This window comes from Kaistella yananensis (genome assembly GCF_026107505.2).
Classification (GTDB): domain Bacteria; phylum Bacteroidota; class Bacteroidia; order Flavobacteriales; family Weeksellaceae; genus Kaistella; species Kaistella yananensis.
Genome location: NZ_JAPCHZ010000001.1, coordinates 73,544 through 93,293, shown reverse-complemented (window position 1 = coordinate 93,293; position 19,750 = coordinate 73,544). Strand labels below are relative to the sequence as shown.

The window sequence follows — 19,750 nt, the reverse complement described above, 5'->3', positions numbered from 1 at the left end:
AAATAATAACGATTATATGAAGATAAAAAAAAGCGACCGTAATCGATCGCTTTATCTGTCAAAAATTTTGGTATTTATTCCGTCGGCCTGAAAACCAGTCCAGTCTCGTCGAAATAATCTAATGTAATTCTGTCACCATCGTTTATGGCGCCGGCTAAGATTTCTTTGGAAAGTTTATTCAAAACTTCTTGCTGCAAAACTCTTTTGAGCGGTCTAGCTCCGAAACTCGGATCATAACCTTTATTCATAAGGTAATTAATCGCATCATCCGTAGCCGTCATAAAAATACCGCGTTTTTCCAGCATTTTATTAAAACCGCGCAACTGGTAATGAACAATTTTGCCGATTTCTTTTCTGTTTAATGGCTGGAAGAGGACAACCTCATCAATTCGGTTCAAAAACTCCGGTCTTAAAGTCTGTTTCAGCAGTCCGAAAACTTCGTCTTTTGTTTTTTCTACGATTTCCTCCACATTATCATCGCTGATATTTTCAAAATTCTCCTGAATCAGATGAGATCCTAAATTGGAAGTCATGATGATGATGGAGTTTTTAAAATTCACTACCCTACCTTTGTTATCCGTAAGCCTTCCGTCATCCAGAACCTGGAGCAAAGTATTAAAGACATCGGGATGCGCTTTTTCAATCTCGTCCAAAAGCACTACCGAGTATGGTCTTCGCCGAACAGCTTCGGTTAACTGTCCGCCTTCATCATAACCCACATATCCCGGAGGTGCACCCACCAGTCTTGAAACCGAGTGCCTTTCCTGATACTCACTCATATCGATTCGGGTCATATTATTCTCATCATCGAAAAGATATTCTGCTAAGGCTTTCGCGAGTTCAGTTTTTCCGACACCGGTGGTTCCCAAAAACAGGAATGAACCAATCGGTTTTTTTTCGTCATTCAATCCCGCTCTGTTACGGCGGATCGCGTTTGCGACAGATTCTATCGCTTCATCCTGACCAACAACTCTTTTATGAAGTTCATCTTCCAGATGCAGCAGTTTTTCGCGTTCCGACTGCAATAATTTTGTAACCGGAATTCCGGTCCATTTAGAAATGACTTCAGAAATATTCTCTGCGGTAACTTCTTCTTTAATCAACTCGTTCAGATTGTTCTGCATTTCCAGTTCGAGTTTCTCCAGATCAGCTTCTTTTTCTTTAATTTTTCCGTACTGAATTTCAGCAACTTTTGCGTAATCACCTACTCTGGACGCGCGTTCAGCTTCAAGTTTCAAGGCTTCAATTTCTTTCTTAATCGAAGTTAAATCTTCTGATTTCTGTTTTTCTTTGAGCCATTTTGCATTGATTTCGTTGCGCTGTTCAGAAACCCTTGCGATATCTTCTTTCAGGTGATTGATTTTAATCTCATTGCCCTCTCTTGAGATCGCAGCAAGTTCAATTTCCATCTGCATTAGTTTACGGTCTAAAACATCGAGCTCTTCGGGTTTTGAATTAATTTCCATGCGGAGTTTGGCAGAGGCTTCATCAATTAAATCAATGGCTTTATCCGGTAAAAACCGGTCAGAAATATAGCGTTGAGACATTTCTACCGCCGCGATAATGGCTTCATCTTTAATTCTGACTTTATGGTGCGCTTCATATTTATCTTTAATACCGCGCAGAATCGAAATGGCCGATTCGGTATCAGGTTCTTCAACCATCACTTTCTGGAATCGTCTTTCAAGTGCTTTATCTTTCTCAAAATATTTCTGATATTCATTTAAGGTCGTGGCGCCTATTGCACGAAGTTCACCTCTTGCCAACGCTGGTTTCAGTATATTCGCCGCATCCATCGCACCTTCACCCCCTCCGGCTCCTACCAAGGTATGAATTTCATCGATAAAGAGAATAATCTGCCCATCAGATTTAGTAACTTCGTTAATGACTGATTTCAGCCTTTCTTCGAATTCGCCTTTATACTTTGCGCCGGCTATTAAAGCACCCATATCAAGTGAGTACAATGTTTTATCCATGAGATTTTCAGGAATATCGCCGGAAATAATCCGGTGTGCAATTCCTTCAGCAATGGCAGTTTTACCTACACCCGGTTCACCGATAAGAATCGGATTATTTTTCGTTCTTCTGGAAAGAATCTGCAGAACCCTGCGGATTTCTTCATCGCGACCGATTACGGGATCCAGTTTTCCCTCCGCCGCAAGTTCGTTGAAGTTTTTAGCGTACTTATTTAAACTCTGATAGGTTTCTTCGGAACTTGCGGACGTAGCTTTCGAGCCTTTACGGATCTCCTTAATCGCAGTTTCCAGACCTTTTTTCGTAACGCCCATGTCTTTCAGCATTTTCGAAACATCAGAATTTACTTCGAGAAGCGAAAGCCAAAGATGCTCAATGGTTACAAACTCGTCGCCCATTTTCTTGGCTACATTAGGAGCATCGAGCAAAACACGGTTAGCGGATTGCGAAAGATAAATATTTCCGCCTTCCACTTTCGGAAGTTTTTCGATATTTTCACGGTTTCGGTCCCGAACCAAACTTAGTTCAGCCTCCGATTTTTTCATTAAAAATTCAGAGATATTTTCGTCAACCTGAAAAATTCCTTCCAACAAGTGTTGTGGTTCAATGCTTTGGTTGCCAAATTCCATGGCAATTTGCTGCGCTTTCTGTATAGCTTCCTGCGATTTTACAGTGTATTGGTTTAAGTTCATAGTATTGTGATTTTATTTTTTTTTAAATTCAAAACAATAAAAAACCCATATAAATTTACGAATTCTCGGGTATGTTTTAAAGTTTTTTTATCAAACAGTATTCAACAAAAATCGTTCTGTTAAATTTTTTAGTGGTTTTTCAGGACATAATTTCCGTTTTTAACAAATTGATACCGTGAACATTAAGACAATATTACCGATTTAAGTATGAACAGCGTCACCCTCAAAATCATCATTAAATCATTCCGCCAGCCGTTTATCTCTTTTTTTACCATTCAAAAAAAAAGTATATTTGTTGAACTCACCTTTATAGAGTTATTTTTTACAAAATATGCATCATTTTCATCTGTTAAAAGCAGCCCGGGTAAAGAAGGAAACGAATGATTCCGTAAATATCGGTTTTGAAATCCCTCAAAACCTGAGGCACGAATTTGCCTTTAAGCAAGGCCAATATCTTAATGTCCGTTTCGTTTTCGGGGACGAAGATCTTCGGAGATCCTATTCAATCGTGAATGCACCGAGCGAAGGGAACACCGAACTCGAAATCCTTGTAAAACATTTGGATGGCGGCAAAGTTTCCACTTTCCTGAATAACGAACTGAAAGAAGGCGACCAGGTAGAAGTATCTGCACCAATGGGACATTTCTACACGCATTACCATCCTTCAAACGAGAAAACCTATATCGGGTTGGCAGCCGGCAGCGGAATATCGCCGGTACTTTCAAACCTTAAAGAAGCGCTTTATCAGGAACCGAAAAGCAATGCATATTTATTTTTTAGCAATAAAAGCATCAACGACATTATTTTTAAGAAAGAAATTGATGAATTAGCTGCAAAATTCGGTGGAAGACTGAAAATTATCTATCTTCTTTCCCGGGAAAAGCATTCTGAAGACGAACTTTTTGAAGGAAGAATCTCAGCAGAAAAACTGTCGCAGCTTTTCGGGAGATTTCCCGAAATTCCCGTTCAGGAATCGACGTACTTCATCTGCGGCCCGTCTGAAATGATCAAAGATATTTCCGGATATCTTAAAAATGATAAAAAAGTACCTTCACTGCAGATTATGTATGAATATTACGCCGCACCGGATGACGATGAAAACGCAGAAATGAGCGATGAATTCAAGGCCATCCCAAATATCGAAAGTATGGTAACTTTAATTATTGATGACGATGAATATTCTTTTCATCTCAATTCAAAGAAAAAAAGCATACTGGATCAGGCGCTGCACGACAAACTTCCCGTTCCTTTCGCGTGCAAAGGTGGCGTATGCTGCACCTGCAAAGCCCAGGTTATGGAAGGCGAAGTATTTATGGAAAAGAATTTCGCGCTTACCGAGGACGAAGTGGAGCGCGGATTTGTACTGACCTGCCAGTGTCACCCGACTACCAATGTGGTGATGCTCAATTATGATGTATAATTCAAGGAAAAAAGATTTCGCAAACTTTTTTACCTCTAAAAATCTACAACAATGACAAACTGGAAATTTGCAAAATCCGTTGACGAGAACGAAGAATTTAAAATCGAAGGACTCAACATCTGGAATCATTACTGGCATTGCGTTAACAAAAAAGTAGAAGTAAAAGGTCCTGATAACGGCAACGTTTACTTCTTCAAGGAATACCAGATTGAAGGCAACGACAAAACCATCAGTTTTGTAGCAGGGGAATTTATCGATTCCAAAGTAGGGATTTATCTTAAAGATGATTTAAGCGAAGGGAAATTATAGCGTTACACGCACAAGTTGCGTTATTTTAAAAAATTAAAAATGGATCAGGAAAAATTTTTAGCATACGTTCAGGCAGAGAATAAGGTAGAACCAAAAGATGTAATGCCCGATGATTACAGAAAATTACTGGTGCGGCAGATTTCTCAGCATGCCCATTCCGAAATCGTAGGAATGCTGCCGGAAGCCAACTGGATTACCCGTGCACCATCGCTGCGCAGAAAAATGGCTTTGATGGCAAAAATTCAGGATGAAGCAGGGCACGGACTATATCTGTACGCCGCAACAGAAACCCTGGGCAACGGTGAAGTTGTTGCAGATCGCGACTCCACATACAACGATATGCTTTCCGGAAAAGCAAAATACTCCAGCATCTTCAATTACCCTGCGCTTTCATGGGCAGATATCGGGGCAATTGGCTGGCTGGTTGATGGAGCAGCGATTATGAATCAAGTCATGCTGATGGGAAATTCGTACGGACCTTACTCCAGAGCAATGGTCAGAATTTGCAAAGAAGAATCTTTCCACCAAAGACAGGGATATGAAATTTTAATGACGCTTTGCCGGGGAACTAAAGAGCAGAAAGATTTAGCTCAGGAAGCACTGAACCGTTTCTGGTGGCCGGCTTTAATGATGTTTGGCCCAAATGATGATGCCTCGCCCAACTCCCAGAAATCTATGAATTATCGGGTAAAAAGAGAAAGCAACGACTCCCTGAGACAGCGTTTTATTGACGTTACCGTGCCGCAGGCAGAATTTTTAGGCCTTAAAATCCCGGACGAAAAGCTTAAATGGAATGAAGAAACCCAACATTACGATTTTGGTGAGCTGCCTTGGGATGAATTTATGGAAGTTTTAAAAGGAAACGGACCATGCAATAAAAAACGTTTGGAAACAAAAAGAAAAGCACAGCGTGAACATTCCTGGGTGAAGGAAGCAGCGATGGCGTATGCGGAGTCAGAACGTATAAAGTCTGCAGTTTAAAAAACAACAATGATCTGGCAAGGACGTTTTGACGGCGAAGACCCGCTTTATCACCGGATATTCCAAAGAGTTTCTCTGGAAAACGATTACGATTCGATTTCACCGAACGATTTCGTTTTACACGGATTTGCTGTAGACGAAGGCGTGAGAAGAAACAAAGGAAGAGTTGGCGCTAAAGACGCTCCGAATCTCATCCGGAAAAATATGTCGAATTTCCCCGTTGTCAGTCCTGAATTTTCACTGAAAGATTTCGGAAATATCACCTGTGAAAACGGAAATCTTGAAGGCGCCCAAAATGAACTGGCAGAAAAAGTTGCAGAAGTTTTGAAAAGGAACGGAATATCTGTCGTTCTCGGCGGTGGCCACGAAGTTACATTTGCGCATTATTCAGGAATCAGGAAAGCCTTTCCGGGAAAGAAGATTGGAATCATCAATATCGACGCTCATTTTGATAACCGTGAACCCCAAGCAGGAATCGGCGCCAGTTCCGGTACCGGTTTCTGGCAGATCGCTCAGGAAGGCGAAATCAATTCGCTTCATATTGGAATTCAGAAAAACTCCAACACTCTTAAACTTTTCGATACCGCTCATCAGTACGGTATGAAATATATCCTGGCGGACGAACTATTTTTCGAAAACCTTCCGGCAGTGTACACCAGAATTGATGAACTCATCAGCGCGTGCGATGTGTTGTATCTCACGGTTTGTATGGATGTTTTTAATGTTGCCATTGCGCCGGGTGTATCCGCCGCAGCTTATAACGGCATCTTTGCCGATGCAGCTTTTATGCATTATTTCAAACACATTCTTAAGAGTGAGAAACTTTTAGCCTTCGATATTGCAGAAGTAAATCCTGTATTTGATCTAAACGAACGCACCGCAAGACTTGCAGCAAGTTTAGCAAACGAATGGTTTATTTAATTTTTTTAATAAAAAAAAAGCTATTCAATATTTAGAATAGCTTTTGTATTTAAAGATCTATTTAGTTTCTATTTGTAGTACACATCAGCCGCCAAACCCATATATTCTCCACACATTGTTTTTTCTATTCGATATGATATCGCATATAAATTTTTGTTATATTGTGATGAAAAGTTATCGATCTCATTAAACAAAGCGTGCATAACGATAGTAGCTGTTTCAGCTGAGATTTCATTATCGGGATAAAATGTCCCGTAATTACCATTTAAGTAAATACTAGCCCTACTAATACTGGTATCACCTACGAATTCGGGAAATCCCAAAGAGGAACTCTTAGGATAAAATTTAATCTTGTCATTACTCAGATTATAATAATTTGATATTTTTGTGTAAAGAACGTAAAAATACATGTAATTCTTTGCTGGATTTGTTCCGTTATTATATCCATACCACTTTGGTGAGTCAATAATAGGATAATTATTTGGCGATGTGGTATATGATTGTAAAGATGATAAGGTCGTTTCATCTTGCGCTAAACACATTGTGCTAAAATCTTCTGTTAAGTAATAAACAATATTAGGGGTAACTAAATTTTTATTTACTTCTGACTTAGATATGTTAATCCCTGTTAAATTTTCTTCATCTCTAACATCTGATGCACAAGAAGAAATAATCATAGCTACAAGACTCATAGAAATAACTTTAATGTAATTCTTTTTCATAAATTTTTATTTTTGAGATTAGAAACAAAGATAGAGAAATAATTAAATATTTATCAAACAAATTGTCTTTTATTGAAAAAAAACTCAATATATTGAATTGTTTTCATATTTTAGTACCATTAAAATAATTGTTTAATTAAATTCAAGACCTATGAGAAAAAAATTATCTTTTTGCATGCTGGCTTTAACGTCATGCATGGTTTTCGGCCAATCTTCGAAAACAATTGAGAGACAGGTATCGAAATACCCGTCTACTACAAATAGTGGAAAGGTTAAAAAGTCTAATGCGACTTCTAGTGCACTAGCATCATTATCAAATGGCGCTAAGTCTGCGGTACAGGGAAAAGCAACTGTTTTCCAAGAAAACTTTGATGGAAGTGGACCAGGCTTCGAAGCATGGACCGTACTGGATGTCGATGGAAAAACACCCGCTACTGCTGTTAATTTTATTACTACAGGATGGAACAGAATTGACAAACAAGGTGCAAACGGTAATTTTGGCGGACCAGCTGGAGACTATGCCGCTATGAGTACATCATGGTATACACCTGCCGGAACATCCAATGACTGGTTAATAACTCCTTCAATTGCGATTCCAGCGGGAACTTCTACTTTTAAATGGGACGCTAAAGCACAGGATGCAGATTATCCAGATGGGTACAAATTGATGTTGGCTCCCAATGGAGGGAACACCGTTGCTGATTTTACAGTTGAATTATACAGTACACCTGGTGAAGATGCTGCATGGGTTACTAGAACAGTAAATACTTCAGCTTATGCAGGTACGAACGTCAGACTTGCGTTCGTAAATAATTCAACTGACATGTTTATGCTTTTAGTTGACAACATTTTGGTGGATGCAGTTGCTGCACCAGTTACAGGATGCCTAACTGCAACCAATGGGCAATACCCTGCAGCGACCTTTACCCCTAACTGTAACGGAGCAGTGGGTAACATAACTACTGTAGCATGGTTGAACGAGTACTCTAAGGTAAATGTAACCGCTGGTACCGAATATACCTTCTCTACTTCAAATGCGTCGTATTTTATCACTATTGGTGATGAAGCTGGAACCGCTGTTTTAGCATCAGGAACAGGATCGGTGACATATACCCCAACAGCAAACGGTGTTGTACGTTTTTACTCTCACCTTTCAAGCAATTGTGATGGAACCAGCTCTAGCCACACAAGATCAGTTAAATGCGGAACACCTCCGCCACCGCCTGTGGAACCTGATTATGGTTGTGACCAAACTTATTCAGGCGTACCAGATACCGCGCATAATATGACAAAGAATTTAGCCTCTGCAACATATATGGTAGCCAATGACTTTTTTGTTCCTAAAGAAAGCGAAACCTATAAATTGCAGTCAGTGAAATTTGACATCGTATCTCAGGCAGCAGCAGGTGCATCTGACATTACTTCTTTCGATGTGAAAATATTGGCAGACAGTGGATCTAATACTCCAGGAACTACTGTGATTACAACGATGACTGGAGTAACTCCTACTAATGTACTCACACTACCAGATACTTTTGCCAGTCTCCCAACCTATAGAATAACCCTTGATCTAGGCAACTTCGAACTTCCTGTGAATGCAGCAAATGACACTAAGTACTGGATCGCAATAACAAGTACATCTGCCTCTCAAATCAGTTCCTACTGGATTGGTTATAAATATACAGAAGGTTGGGTAACCTCTTCTAATTATCAGTCAGCAGACAGTGGCGCCACTTGGACACAGCCGGTATCAACCACAACTCCAGGACTACATTTCGACGGTATGATGATGATCGACGCAGAATGTGCTACCGCTGCTGTAAGCGAAGCTGGAGCCAAAGAAGTTTCCTTCTATCCAAACCCCGTGAAAGACATCCTTACCATCAACTCGAAGAAAACCATCGAAACGGTACATGTTTACAATATTGCAGGACAAAAGATGCCAGTTCCTTCGAAATTGGTTAACGGTAAACTTGATATGAGCAAGATGGCTCCAGGAACCTATATCATCAGCACCATCCTTGAAGGAGGTAAAAATGAATCATTTAAGGTGATCAAGAAATAACACATTAACATTTTAAACTATGAAGTGGCCCGATAATTTTTATCGGGCCATTTTCATGCCTTAAAAACACAAGATACCAAACAAGACAACCGGAAAACATTCCCAACATGAAAACTACCATCTAACGGCATAGCTGGAAGCACTAACGCATTCTTTTGCTATAGAACAACACGGCTAAATTATGGAAGCAAAACAACGCCTCAAACACCAAATAAAAACGTAAATATTTATAAAAAAACTGCTATTGATAAAGAATTTTATATATTTGCACCAATTAACAACTAATTAAAATTAAATTACTATGTCAGACATTGCATCAAGAGTAAAAGCGATTATCGCGGACAAACTCGACGTTGAGGAAACAGAAGTAACTCCAGAAGCTAGTTTCACAAACGATTTAGGAGCAGATTCTTTGGATACTGTAGAACTTATCATGGAATTTGAAAAAGAATTCAATATTCAAATCCCTGATGATCAAGCAGAAAAAATTACAACTGTAGGTCACGCTATTACTTATATTGAAGAAGTGGTGAACAAATAATATTCTATCAACAAGAATCTAAAATTTATGGAATTAAAAAGAGTAGTTGTAACCGGTTTTGGGGCAATAACGCCTATTGGAAATAATGCCAAAGAATACTGGGAAAGTCTTATCAAAGGCGAGAGCGGAGCCGCTCCTATTACTCTTTTTGATGCCTCTCAATTCAAAACCAAATTCGCCTGCGAGGTAAAGAATTTCAATCCACTCGATCACTTTGATAAAAAAGAAGCGAAGAAAATGGATAGAAATACCCAATTGGGAATTGTTGCTGCCAGAGAAGCGGTGGAACATTCCGGTATTCTGAACGGCGAACTCGATAAAAACAGAGTCGGGGTAATCTGGGGTTCAGGAATTGGCGGTCTCGAGACATTCGAAAACGAAGTTCTGGGCTGGGCAAATAGCGATATCCCACGTTTCAACCCCTTCTTTATTCCTAAAATGATTGCGGACATTACCGGTGGCCAGATTTCTATCGAATACGGCTTCCATGGTCCCAATTACACCACAGTTTCTGCCTGCGCATCATCTGCCAATGCACTCATCGATGCTAAAATGCTGATCCAACTCGGTAAGGCTGATGTAATCGTGTGCGGTGGTTCTGAAGCTGCAGTTACAGCAAGCGGAGTTGGTGGTTTTAACGCCATGATGGCACTTTCTACCCGAAACGACGATCCGAAAACTGCTTCCCGACCTTTTGATAAGGACAGAGACGGATTTGTACTCGGTGAAGGAGCAGGTTCCATTATTCTTGAAGAATACGAACACGCGAAAAAACGTGGTGCTACCATCTACGCCGAACTGAAAGGCGGTGGAATGAGTGCAGACGCGTATCACATGACCGCACCTCACCCCGATGGCCTTGGCGCTTACCTGGTCATGAAAAACTGTCTGGAAGACGCTGGGGTAACTGCTGACGAAGTAGATCACATCAATATGCACGGTACTTCTACTCCATTAGGCGACATCGCGGAATCCAATGCAATCTCTAAATTACTCGGGGATCATGCGTACGATATCCAGATTAATTCCACAAAATCAATGACAGGTCACCTGTTGGGTGCAGCAGGAGTTATTGAGGCAATCGCCGCTCTAAACACCATTATACATAACATCGTTCCGCCAACCATCAATCATTTTACTGATGATGAAAAAATCGACAGCCGCCTGAATTTCACCTTCCACCATGCCGTGGAAAAAGAAGTGAATGTGGCAATGAGCAATACTTTCGGCTTTGGCGGCCACAATGCGTGTGTACTTTTCTCCAAAATCTAAACAAAGAATTCTATGGAGTTAAAGAAATATTTTCCTAAATTCCTAGTTAACAGAAAAAAAAACCTCTCCGAAAAAGATTACTATCTAAGCACTGAGATCAGTAAAATTACAGGTTGCAGCGTTCAGAACATCAGTCTTTACCGGGAAGCTTTTTCTTTAAAAACATCATCCTCAAAAAAAAACAATTACGAGAGACTCGAGTTTTTGGGCGATTCCGTATTAGGTGCAATCATTTCCTGTCATCTTTTTTCAACGTACCCCGATGCGAACGAAGGGTACCTTACCCAGATGAAGTCGAAGATTGTTAACCGCAAAAACCTGAACAAACTGGGCGACGAACTTTGTTTAAAGAAATTTCTACAGAATGATTCTCCAAGTACACTGAGCGAAAATATTTCAGGGAATCTTTTCGAGGCTTTAATCGGGGCACTTTATCTCGATGTAGATTACGAAACCTGTAAAAAAGTGGTTCTTGAAAGGCTTTTGACCCCAACGGAAATCAACAAACTCGAAAATAAAATTGTAAGCTACAAAGGTTTGCTGCTGGAGTGGAGCCAGAAAAAGAAAGTATCAATACGCTACGAAACCTGCGAAGAAATGCAGGTCAACAAAAACCTGGTCTTCCGAAGTTATGTATGGCTGGACGATGAAAAAATATCGAATGCCACAGAAACCTCTAAAAAGAAAGCCGAAGAAAAAGCTGCCCAAAGAGCATTTTATATTTTAAACAAAAAACAAAGTATCCTTGAAAACGCAAAAGATCCTGCTGGATATTGACAACGAAGAAGAAGAAATTACCGTAGGGCTCGTACGCCTCGTAAAAGATGTACCTGCGCACGAACTTTTTTATCAACTCAATTCGCAGAATACTTTTAACTTTTCACGCACTGCAGACCTTACCTACCACGGCAATTACAACGATTATTTTTTCCCGAGATTTCAGGCGTTCCACCGCGATTCCGAGCTGTGCATTCACTTTATCGCCAACCGGTCATCGCATTATCTTCAGAAGAAAATCCCACAGGAATTATTTTCTGGCGAAACCGAAACCATGTTTCTGCTCGATCATTCTCAGGATGTAGATTATATCATGAAAACATCCGAGCCATTTGATGATTTTTCCTTAATTTTGCTCCCTGAAAATCTGTTATTCCAAATACAGAATTTCAACCTAAGCCCTGCCGAGGAGCTTTATCAATTAATTCAATACTATGAATAAATATCTAAAAAAAACAAAAATTATCGCCACCCTGGGGCCGGCTTCATCCGATAAACAAACCATGCTTCAGCTCATCCAGGCTGGCACCGATATTTTCAGAATAAATTTTTCTCACGCCGATTACGATTTAGTTAAAAAAAACGTACAAACCATTCGTGAGCTCAACCAGGAACACGGTTTTTCTGTCGGAATCCTTGGCGACCTGCAGGGCCCGAAACTCCGCGTAGGTGTTGTAAAAGAAGGCTCGTACCTTAACCCGGGAGACATCCTTACCTTTACCAACGAAAAAATCGAAGGAGATTCTACAAAAGTTTACATGACGTATCAGAAGTTCCCGCAGGATGTGAAAGTTGGTGAAAGAATCCTTATCGACGATGGTAAACTGGTTTTAGAAGTTATTGAAACCAACAACCTAGATACTGTAAAAGCGAAAACCATCCAAGGGGGTCCGCTGAGCTCCAAGAAAGGCGTAAACCTACCGAATACCAACGTGTCGCTTCCGGCACTTACCGAAAAAGATATTAAGGATGCCAACTTCATGCTCGATCTGGAGCTGGACTGGATTGCACTTTCCTTCGTGCGCCACGCTCAGGACATTATCGACCTGAAGGAGCTTATGAAGAACCACCCTACCAACAAACAGAAAACGCCAATCATCGCGAAGATCGAAAAACCTGAAGGCGTAAAAAATATCGAGCAGATCCTGCAGGAATGCGACGGACTGATGGTAGCACGTGGAGATTTGGGTGTGGAAGTTCCTATGGAAGAGGTACCCGCCATCCAGAAAAACCTGGTAGAAATAGCCAGAAAATACGCCAAACCGGTAATCATCGCTACCCAGATGATGGAAACCATGATAACCAGCTTAACGCCAACCAGAGCCGAGGTGAACGACGTGGCAAACTCGGTACTCGATGGGGCTGACGCGGTGATGCTTTCCGGAGAAACTTCGGTGGGTAAATATCCGGTAGATGTGGTGAAAAACATGTCGAAGATTGTAAAGAATATCGAAAAGACCCATTTCTACCAAACCAAAAACTCGCCGATCGAACACGAATTCAATTGTGTGGATGAGCGTTTTATTACGAACAGAATCTGCCTGGCAGCCGTGAGGATTGCAAAAACCGCCAATGTAGAAGCCATTGTTACCTTAACCTATTCGGGTTACACGGCGTTCCAGATTTCGGCGCATCGGCCAAATGCCAACATTATTGTGTACAGTTCGAACAGGCGTGTGCTTACGATGCTGAACCTGCTTTGGGGCGTGCGTGCGTTCTATTACGATATGCAGAAATCTACCGACGAAACCATTATTCAGGTGAATATGCTGGCGCACACCAACGGTTTTGTAGAACAGGGCGATTTCGTGATCAACCTGAACGCTACACCGGCTTACGAAGGCGGTAAAACCAACACGCTGAGATTAACGACGATTTAGAAATCGTTACGATATTTATAAAAATCCGTTCAATTCGTTGAACGGATTTTTTTGTTTAAATAAATTTATTATTTTTATCGTAATGTAAAACACAAAGTTATGCCTATTACCAATTTAAACAATGCGCACCTTACCCCAGCTCAGGTAACCGCCGCACAAGATGCCCTAACTCAACTGGAAAATGCACTCGCAGTGCTTACGGTCACCCTTACCCCTGAAGAACGCAGCACCTATGGCAGTGTGAATGAGCAGAACAAACTGCTGGTGAACAAAGTATGGGACTACCGCCGCAACTCGCCCAACCTTTCGGTACCCGATTTGGATTGGGAAGAATTTGAAAAGGATTACAACAGCCGACAGGTGATGGAAAATCTTCAGTACCGCCTGGATGCACTTTCGGAAAGAATAAAAAACGCAAAAATTCTGCACGATTACGACAATTACCAAAGCGCGCTGGATGATTATGCCTACACCACCTACAAAGCCGGCTCGCAGGCACCCGGTTACGAGACCAAGATGAATGAAATGAAACAGTTTTTTAACCGCTCGGGTAAAGGTAAAGAAAAGCCCGCTCCAGACACCAATAACCCAACCCCTTAAAACAATCCCCGGCATCAGCTGGGGATTTTTGTTCCCGCAAATATCGATCAATGCCCACGAATGCGGTCTCACCGTGCATAGATGCGGGTCTAAGGTTCAAATTTGAGGTTCCAAGGGTCAAATTTGAGGTTCGTGTGTTCAAAAATGGGGCTGCAAGCCTCAAATCTGGGGTTCCGTGGCTAAAATTTGGGGTTCGAGACCTCATTTTTGGGGCGCAGAGCCTCAAGATTGGGGTTCAAGACCGCAAGTTTGGGGTTCCGAGCCTCATTTTTGGGGTTGAAGACCGAAAATTTGGAGGCTTGGCGTCCATTTGGGCGGTTCGGGGCAAATAATTATCTTTACGCTATGGCAAAATTCCAGTAAAATTTATTTTATTAATAAGACTACACAATAATGTATAAAGGCATACGAGAAGAAGAATTAAAGAATAAAGTAGGAACCGATTGGTTTAATGACTATGACACGACAGAAATCATTGGAAACATTGATTTCTGTGTTTTTCCAAAGCAGGCTAGCTTGTTCGAAAGAATTCCACTTCTCTGGGCTGAAGCAAAAACTGGTGACTTTGCATTAACGACAATGTTTGTTCAACTTATATTAACCATAGGAAAAGCTAGAACCTTTGACAAGACTATTCCACCCGCCTTTTTAGGAGCGTTTGATTTTAAAAAAATTGCATTCCTTCCATATCTCAATATTCAGGATATTTTTTACATGAATGATTTTAACTGGAATGTTACGCCCAGTAATCATGACACTAAAGAATTCAAACTAATAAAAGAAAGAATCGAGAAAACTCTTGGCCAGCATTCCTACGTTTACTATTATAGCAAAGATGAAAAGGAATTAAAAACCTTTATTAAAAACAATATTGCAAAAGCATCGCAAGTAAGCAAAATAAAGATTGGTAAAAACAACTTCTATCCAATATATCTAAGATGGCTTGAGTATGTGAAGCCAATTATCGATGTTAATTGGGAGGACTTAGGAAAAGCCAATATTCTGGACAGCGATTTTTACCTGGCCGACCTCTTTGTAGATGATAAAGACACTAATAAAATTGAGGATGACCAAAGTATACGAAGTAATCTGTTTGTTATCTTTCAGAACCAAGGCTATAAGATTGCAAAGGAGAATATCCGCCAATTGTTTGATGCTACGATTACTATTCGTAATAAAGAAACCTATTCTCAATTTTGGAAACGATATAAAAGACCGCCAATAAAGGAATTTCAGAGCTATATTATTGAGCGGCGAGACTTATTAGTTCCGCAAGACATCAGAGAACGCAAAGGGGCATTTTTCACACCCAGAAAGTGGGTAGAATTATCTCAAAAATATATAACGGATTATTTGGGCGAAAACTGGCAGGATGAATACTATGTTTGGGATTGTGCTGCAGGTACGGGCAATTTACTGGCAGGTTTAACCAATAAATATAACATTTATGCAAGTACGCTGGATCAAGCAGATGTAAGCGTTATGCAGCAGCGTATTGAACATGGCGCAAACCTTTTGAAAAGTCATGTTTTTCAATTTGATTTTTTAAATGATGACTTTACTAAACTACCCCAAAGTTTACAGGATATTATAAACGATCCTGAGAAGCGTAAAAAATTAGTAATATATATAAATCCTCCATACGCGGAAACAGGAAGTACAAAACATAAGGAGTCGAAAGCAGGAGTCTCAAATGAAACAATGATTCATAAAAAGTTGTTCGACAAAATGAGTACATTTTCTAAAAGAGAGCTATATGTGCAATTTCTTATGAGAATAAATTCTGAAATTCCTACTTGCAAGATTGCAAATTTTTCAACTTTGAAAAATTTGCAATCTTCCTACTTCATTGAATTTCGCGAAATGTTTCGAGCGAAGCTCGAAAAAATTTTTTTAGTTCCTGCTGACACTTTTGACAATGTTAGGGGAAAATTTCCAATCGGATTTTTCATATGGGACAGTGAGAAGAAAGAACGGTTTGAAGAAATTATAGCAGATGTATATAATGCAAACGGCGAGTTTATAGACCAGAAGAAAATATTTAGCTATAATAATGAAAAATATATAAACGACTGGCTTCGCCCTACCTGGAATAATATTGTAGGTGAGATTGGGTTTCTAGCATGCAACAGTAATGATTTTCAAAACCAAAATGGTATTTTCATTGAGATAGCCAAAAAAAATAAAACATCTACATATTTTAAACCGATTGCATTATCGAATTTAATAGAGTCATCAATATATTATGCGGTCAGACACTGCATACCAGCAACATGGTTAAATGACAGAGATCAATTTCTTCATCCGAATGACAACTGGAAAGTAGATAATGAATTTCATAACGATTGTTTAACTTATACTCTTTTTAATAATGATATTCAGAGCCTATTTGGAATTAATCATTGGATTCCTTTTACGGAAATGGAAGTTGATGCCAGTGAAAAATTCGCAAGTAGTTTTATGACCGATTTTATTAACGGTAAATTAAAAGCTGTAACCGCAGATGAAAAATTATTTGCAGAACACTTACAGATTGGCGTATATGATAATACAAAACGTGAGTTTTCTGATGAAGCAAAAGCAGTTTTTGATGCAGGCCGGGAACTTTGGAAATACTACCACTCACAACCCGATGTCAATGTAAATGCTTCTCTGTACGACATCCGAGAGTATTTTCAAGGCAGAAATGATAAGGGAAGAATGAACTCCCGAAGCTCTGATGAAAAATATACTGAACTTATTGGTGATTTACGAAGGTCATTAAATATTCTCGCACAAAAAATTACACCAAAAATCTACGAGTACGAATTTTTAAAGTAAGAACTGCCAACCGGAAGAGCGGGAAATAATATTTTCGATCTTTGCAGAGGAGAACTTTAAATAATTGCCGGACTCGTTTAACCGGTTGAGTTATTTTCAGGTCTCTTTTTTTTAAACTAAGAACAAAAAATCCCGGTTCATCACTTAACCGGGATTTTCTGTGGTAAAAACTTTGTCAAAGTTTTGAACTTTGACAAAGTTGTATTTGGAATCCCGAACCCCTTAGCCCTGATCGCAGCGGCTACCCCACAGTGAGGCCGCGGAGCGAAGCGGAGCGGCTGAGCGAGGAGTAATAGCGAAGAGCAGGTTCCCGGCTACAAAAAAAACTCCGCTCAGAAAATTCTGAACGGATGTTTTTTTTACTGTATGCTGTATGCTGTACGCATAAAAGCATATCGCTTAAAGCTTATGGCTTACGGCACTACTTACATCATGCCCGGCATACCGCCGCCCATTGGCATTGCTGGTTCGTCTTTTTTCACTTCGGTGATTACACATTCTGTGGTAAGGAGCATGCCTGCAACAGAAGCTGCGTTTTCTAACGCTACACGCACCACTTTGGTTGGGTCGATGATTCCTGCTTCGTACATGTTAACATACTCGTCGTTTTTCGCATTGAAACCGAAATCTCCGCTTCCTTCTGATACTTTAGCTACGATTACGGAACCTTCACCACCTGCGTTGGCTACGATTTGTCTCAACGGCTCTTCGATCGCTCTTTTCACGATTTTGATACCGGTAGTTTCGTCCAGGTTGCTGCCTTCTACGTTAATTGCAGAAATGGCTCTTACCAATGCCACACCACCTCCGGGAACAATTCCTTCTTCAACGGCAGCTCTGGTTGCGTGCAAGGCATCATCAACACGGTCTTTTTTCTCTTTCATTTCAACTTCGGAAGCGGCACCTACGTAAAGTACGGCTACGCCACCAGCTAATTTAGCCAGTCTTTCCTGCAGTTTTTCGCGGTCGTAGTCTGAAGTTGTAGATTCCATCTGTGCTTTGATCTGGCTTACGCGGCCTTTGATGAGGCTTTCTTCACCCGCACCGTTTACGATGGTTGTATTGTCTTTATCGATGGTTACTTTCTCAGCAGTTCCCAGCATATCCAAAGTAGCATTCTCCATAGTGAAGCCTCTTTCTTCCGAAATTACCTGCCCGCCTGTTAGGATCGCGATATCTTCTAACATTGCTTTTCTTCTGTCGCCGAATCCCGGTGCTTTTACCGCTGCGATTTTTAAAGAACCTCTTAATTTGTTCACTACTAAAGTCGCTAAAGCTTCGCCCTCAACTTCTTCAGAGATGATCAATAGAGATTTTCCTGCCTGTGCAACCGGCTCTAAAACCGGAAGCAATTCCTTCATTGAAGAGATTTTTTTCTCTACCAAAAGGATATAAGGATTTTCTAATTCAGCAACCATTTTCTCAGGGTTGGTCACGAAATATGGAGACTGGTAACCTCTGTCGAATTGCATACCTTCAACTACATCTACTGTAGTATCAGTTCCTTTTGCTTCTTCCACAGTAATTACCCCTTCTTTACCTACTTTTCCGAACGCTTCAGCGATTAAAGTACCAATGGTATCGTCGTTATTCGCAGAAATAGAAGCTACCTGCTTGATTTTTTCTGATGAATCACCTACTGCCTGAGACTGAGATTTAAGGTTTTCAACAACAGCAGTTACCGCCTTATCGATTCCTCTTTTCAGATCCATTGGGTTAGCGCCTGCTGCTACGTTTTTCAGACCTTCGCGAACGATTGCCTGAGCTAAAACAGTTGCTGTTGTAGTTCCGTCTCCTGCAATATCATTGGTTTTGGAAGCCACTTCTTTCACCATTTGTGCGCCCATGTTTTCTACACGGTCTTCAAGTTCGATTTCTTTTGCAACGGAAACTCCGTCTTTAGTAACATGTGGTGCACCGAAAGATTTTTCGATGACAACGTTACGGCCTTTAGGACCTAAAGTTACTTTTACTGCATTAGCCAATGCATCCACGCCTCTTTTCAGGGCGTCTCTTGATTCGATATCAAATTTTATTTCTTTTGCCATTTTTTTTAATGCTTTAAGCGGGACGCAGGAGGCAGGAAGCCTAATGCAAAACCGCTGGTTTTTATTCTAATAATTTTTTTCTGAGTTGAATTAATTTTTGTCGGAGAAGATTCAATTGAATTGCAATTGGTTCAAATTCTGATTCTGAGATGAAATTCAATTCTGTTGATAAGAATAAAAGATATTCTGTTTCATTTAACGAACCGATACTTATATCAATAGACCTTCCGAATTCTTTGTCGGTTAAACGTCCGCAACCTTCTGCAATATTGGTAGGAATTGAAACTGATGCTCTTCGAATCTGAGAAGTTAATCCGTAGATTTCTTCTTTCGGAAATTTTGAAATAAGAAGATAAATTTCTTTAGTTAATTTATGACCAATTTCCCAAACCTCATATTTTCTGTAGTTTCGCATCCTGCTTCTTGCCTATTGCTTACTGCTTTTACCCAACAATTCCCAATAGATCACCTTCTTTTACAATTAAATAATCTTTACCATCCAGTTTTAATTCAGAACCTGAATATTTTCCGTAAAGTACTTTGTCGCCTACCTGTACAGTTGTTGGCTCATCTTTTTTGCCCGGACCTACTGCCACAACAATACCTTCCTGTGGTTTTTCTTTTGCGGTGTCGGGGATAATGATTCCTGATGCGGTAGTAGTTTCCGCAGCAGTTGGCTCTACCAGAACGCGGTCTGCTAATGGTTTGAAATTTACTGACATATTTTT

General features: G+C 40.3%; 17 protein-coding genes. 12 read left to right on the top strand and 5 right to left on the bottom strand.

The window, feature by feature from the left end; translation table 11 throughout:
- Positions 1-74: 74 nt before the first annotated feature.
- Entirely contained in the window at positions 75-2,666 is a 2,592-nt protein-coding gene (gene clpB, locus OK344_RS00410; RefSeq protein ID WP_265142936.1) for an ATP-dependent chaperone ClpB, read from the bottom strand.
- A gap of 331 nt (positions 2,667-2,997) precedes the next feature.
- Here clpB and OK344_RS00405 point away from each other — a divergent pair, with 331 nt between their 5' ends.
- Genes OK344_RS00405 through hutG form a run of 4 tightly spaced genes read left to right on the top strand, consistent with a single transcriptional unit; the run spans position 2,998 to position 6,297 of the window.
- The gene (locus OK344_RS00405; RefSeq protein ID WP_265142935.1) at positions 2,998-4,086 is read left to right on the top strand and encodes a 2Fe-2S iron-sulfur cluster-binding protein; all 1,089 of its coding nucleotides are present in this window, start codon (positions 2,998-3,000) and stop codon (positions 4,084-4,086) included.
- A gap of 51 nt (positions 4,087-4,137) precedes the next feature.
- Entirely contained in the window at positions 4,138-4,395 is a 258-nt protein-coding gene (locus tag OK344_RS00400; protein WP_088468122.1) for a hypothetical protein, read from the top strand.
- A 39-nt stretch (positions 4,396-4,434) separates the two neighbouring features.
- Complete coding sequence (gene paaA / locus OK344_RS00395) at positions 4,435-5,376, top strand: 1,2-phenylacetyl-CoA epoxidase subunit PaaA (RefSeq protein WP_265142934.1); 942 nt, start codon at positions 4,435-4,437, stop codon at positions 5,374-5,376.
- A gap of 9 nt (positions 5,377-5,385) precedes the next feature.
- Positions 5,386-6,297, top strand: coding sequence for a formimidoylglutamase (hutG, locus tag OK344_RS00390; RefSeq protein WP_265142933.1), 912 nt, complete (start codon positions 5,386-5,388; stop codon positions 6,295-6,297).
- A 68-nt stretch (positions 6,298-6,365) separates the two neighbouring features.
- Here the strand turns inward: hutG and OK344_RS00385 are convergent, their stop codons facing one another.
- Positions 6,366-7,019: a hypothetical protein gene (locus OK344_RS00385; RefSeq protein ID WP_265142932.1), complete on the bottom strand. Its 654-nt coding sequence runs from the start codon at positions 7,017-7,019 to the stop codon at positions 6,366-6,368.
- 151 nt (positions 7,020-7,170) lie between these two features.
- Here OK344_RS00385 and OK344_RS00380 point away from each other — a divergent pair, with 151 nt between their 5' ends.
- The 8 genes from OK344_RS00380 (at position 7,171) to OK344_RS00345 (ending at position 16,974) form a co-directional block, all read left to right on the top strand.
- A complete protein-coding gene (locus tag OK344_RS00380; protein WP_306400397.1) occupies positions 7,171-9,084 on the top strand; it encodes a T9SS-dependent choice-of-anchor J family protein in 1,914 nt (637 codons plus the stop codon).
- 301 nt (positions 9,085-9,385) lie between these two features.
- Positions 9,386-9,625 (top strand): acyl carrier protein, encoded by a 240-nt coding sequence (locus OK344_RS00375; RefSeq protein ID WP_015807007.1) that lies wholly within the window; start codon positions 9,386-9,388, stop codon positions 9,623-9,625.
- Between the two features lie 27 nt (positions 9,626-9,652).
- Complete coding sequence (gene fabF, locus OK344_RS00370) at positions 9,653-10,897, top strand: beta-ketoacyl-ACP synthase II (RefSeq protein WP_265142931.1); 1,245 nt, start codon at positions 9,653-9,655, stop codon at positions 10,895-10,897.
- Positions 10,898-10,909: 12 nt separating this feature from the next.
- Positions 10,910-11,674: a ribonuclease III gene (rnc, locus tag OK344_RS00365; protein WP_265142930.1), complete on the top strand. Its 765-nt coding sequence runs from the start codon at positions 10,910-10,912 to the stop codon at positions 11,672-11,674.
- Positions 11,643-12,116: an IPExxxVDY family protein gene (locus OK344_RS00360; RefSeq protein ID WP_265142929.1), complete on the top strand. Its 474-nt coding sequence runs from the start codon at positions 11,643-11,645 to the stop codon at positions 12,114-12,116. The genes rnc and OK344_RS00360 overlap by 32 nt, the downstream gene beginning before the upstream one ends.
- Positions 12,109-13,554 carry a pyruvate kinase gene (pyk, locus tag OK344_RS00355; RefSeq protein WP_265142928.1) on the top strand — a complete coding sequence of 482 codons (1,446 nt, stop codon included), beginning with the start codon at positions 12,109-12,111 and terminating at the stop codon, positions 13,552-13,554. The genes OK344_RS00360 and pyk overlap by 8 nt, the downstream gene beginning before the upstream one ends.
- 99 nt (positions 13,555-13,653) lie before the next feature.
- Positions 13,654-14,154, top strand: coding sequence for a hypothetical protein (locus tag OK344_RS00350; RefSeq protein WP_265142927.1), 501 nt, complete (start codon positions 13,654-13,656; stop codon positions 14,152-14,154).
- A gap of 393 nt (positions 14,155-14,547) precedes the next feature.
- Positions 14,548-16,974 carry a hypothetical protein gene (locus OK344_RS00345; protein ID WP_265142926.1) on the top strand — a complete coding sequence of 809 codons (2,427 nt, stop codon included), beginning with the start codon at positions 14,548-14,550 and terminating at the stop codon, positions 16,972-16,974.
- A 425-nt stretch (positions 16,975-17,399) separates the two neighbouring features.
- Here OK344_RS00345 and groL read toward each other — a convergent pair whose 3' ends face one another.
- The 3 genes from groL to OK344_RS00330 all read right to left on the bottom strand — a co-directional run bounded on the left by groL (position 17,400) and on the right by OK344_RS00330 (position 19,744).
- Positions 17,400-19,022: a chaperonin GroEL gene (gene groL, locus OK344_RS00340; RefSeq protein WP_265142925.1), complete on the bottom strand. Its 1,623-nt coding sequence runs from the start codon at positions 19,020-19,022 to the stop codon at positions 17,400-17,402.
- Between the two features lie 61 nt (positions 19,023-19,083).
- A complete protein-coding gene (locus tag OK344_RS00335; protein ID WP_265142924.1) occupies positions 19,084-19,437 on the bottom strand; it encodes a four helix bundle protein in 354 nt (117 codons plus the stop codon).
- A gap of 28 nt (positions 19,438-19,465) precedes the next feature.
- On the bottom strand, positions 19,466-19,744 hold the full coding sequence (locus OK344_RS00330) for a co-chaperone GroES (RefSeq protein ID WP_265142923.1): 279 nt from the start codon (positions 19,742-19,744) through the stop codon (positions 19,466-19,468).
- Positions 19,745-19,750 lie beyond the last annotated feature (6 nt).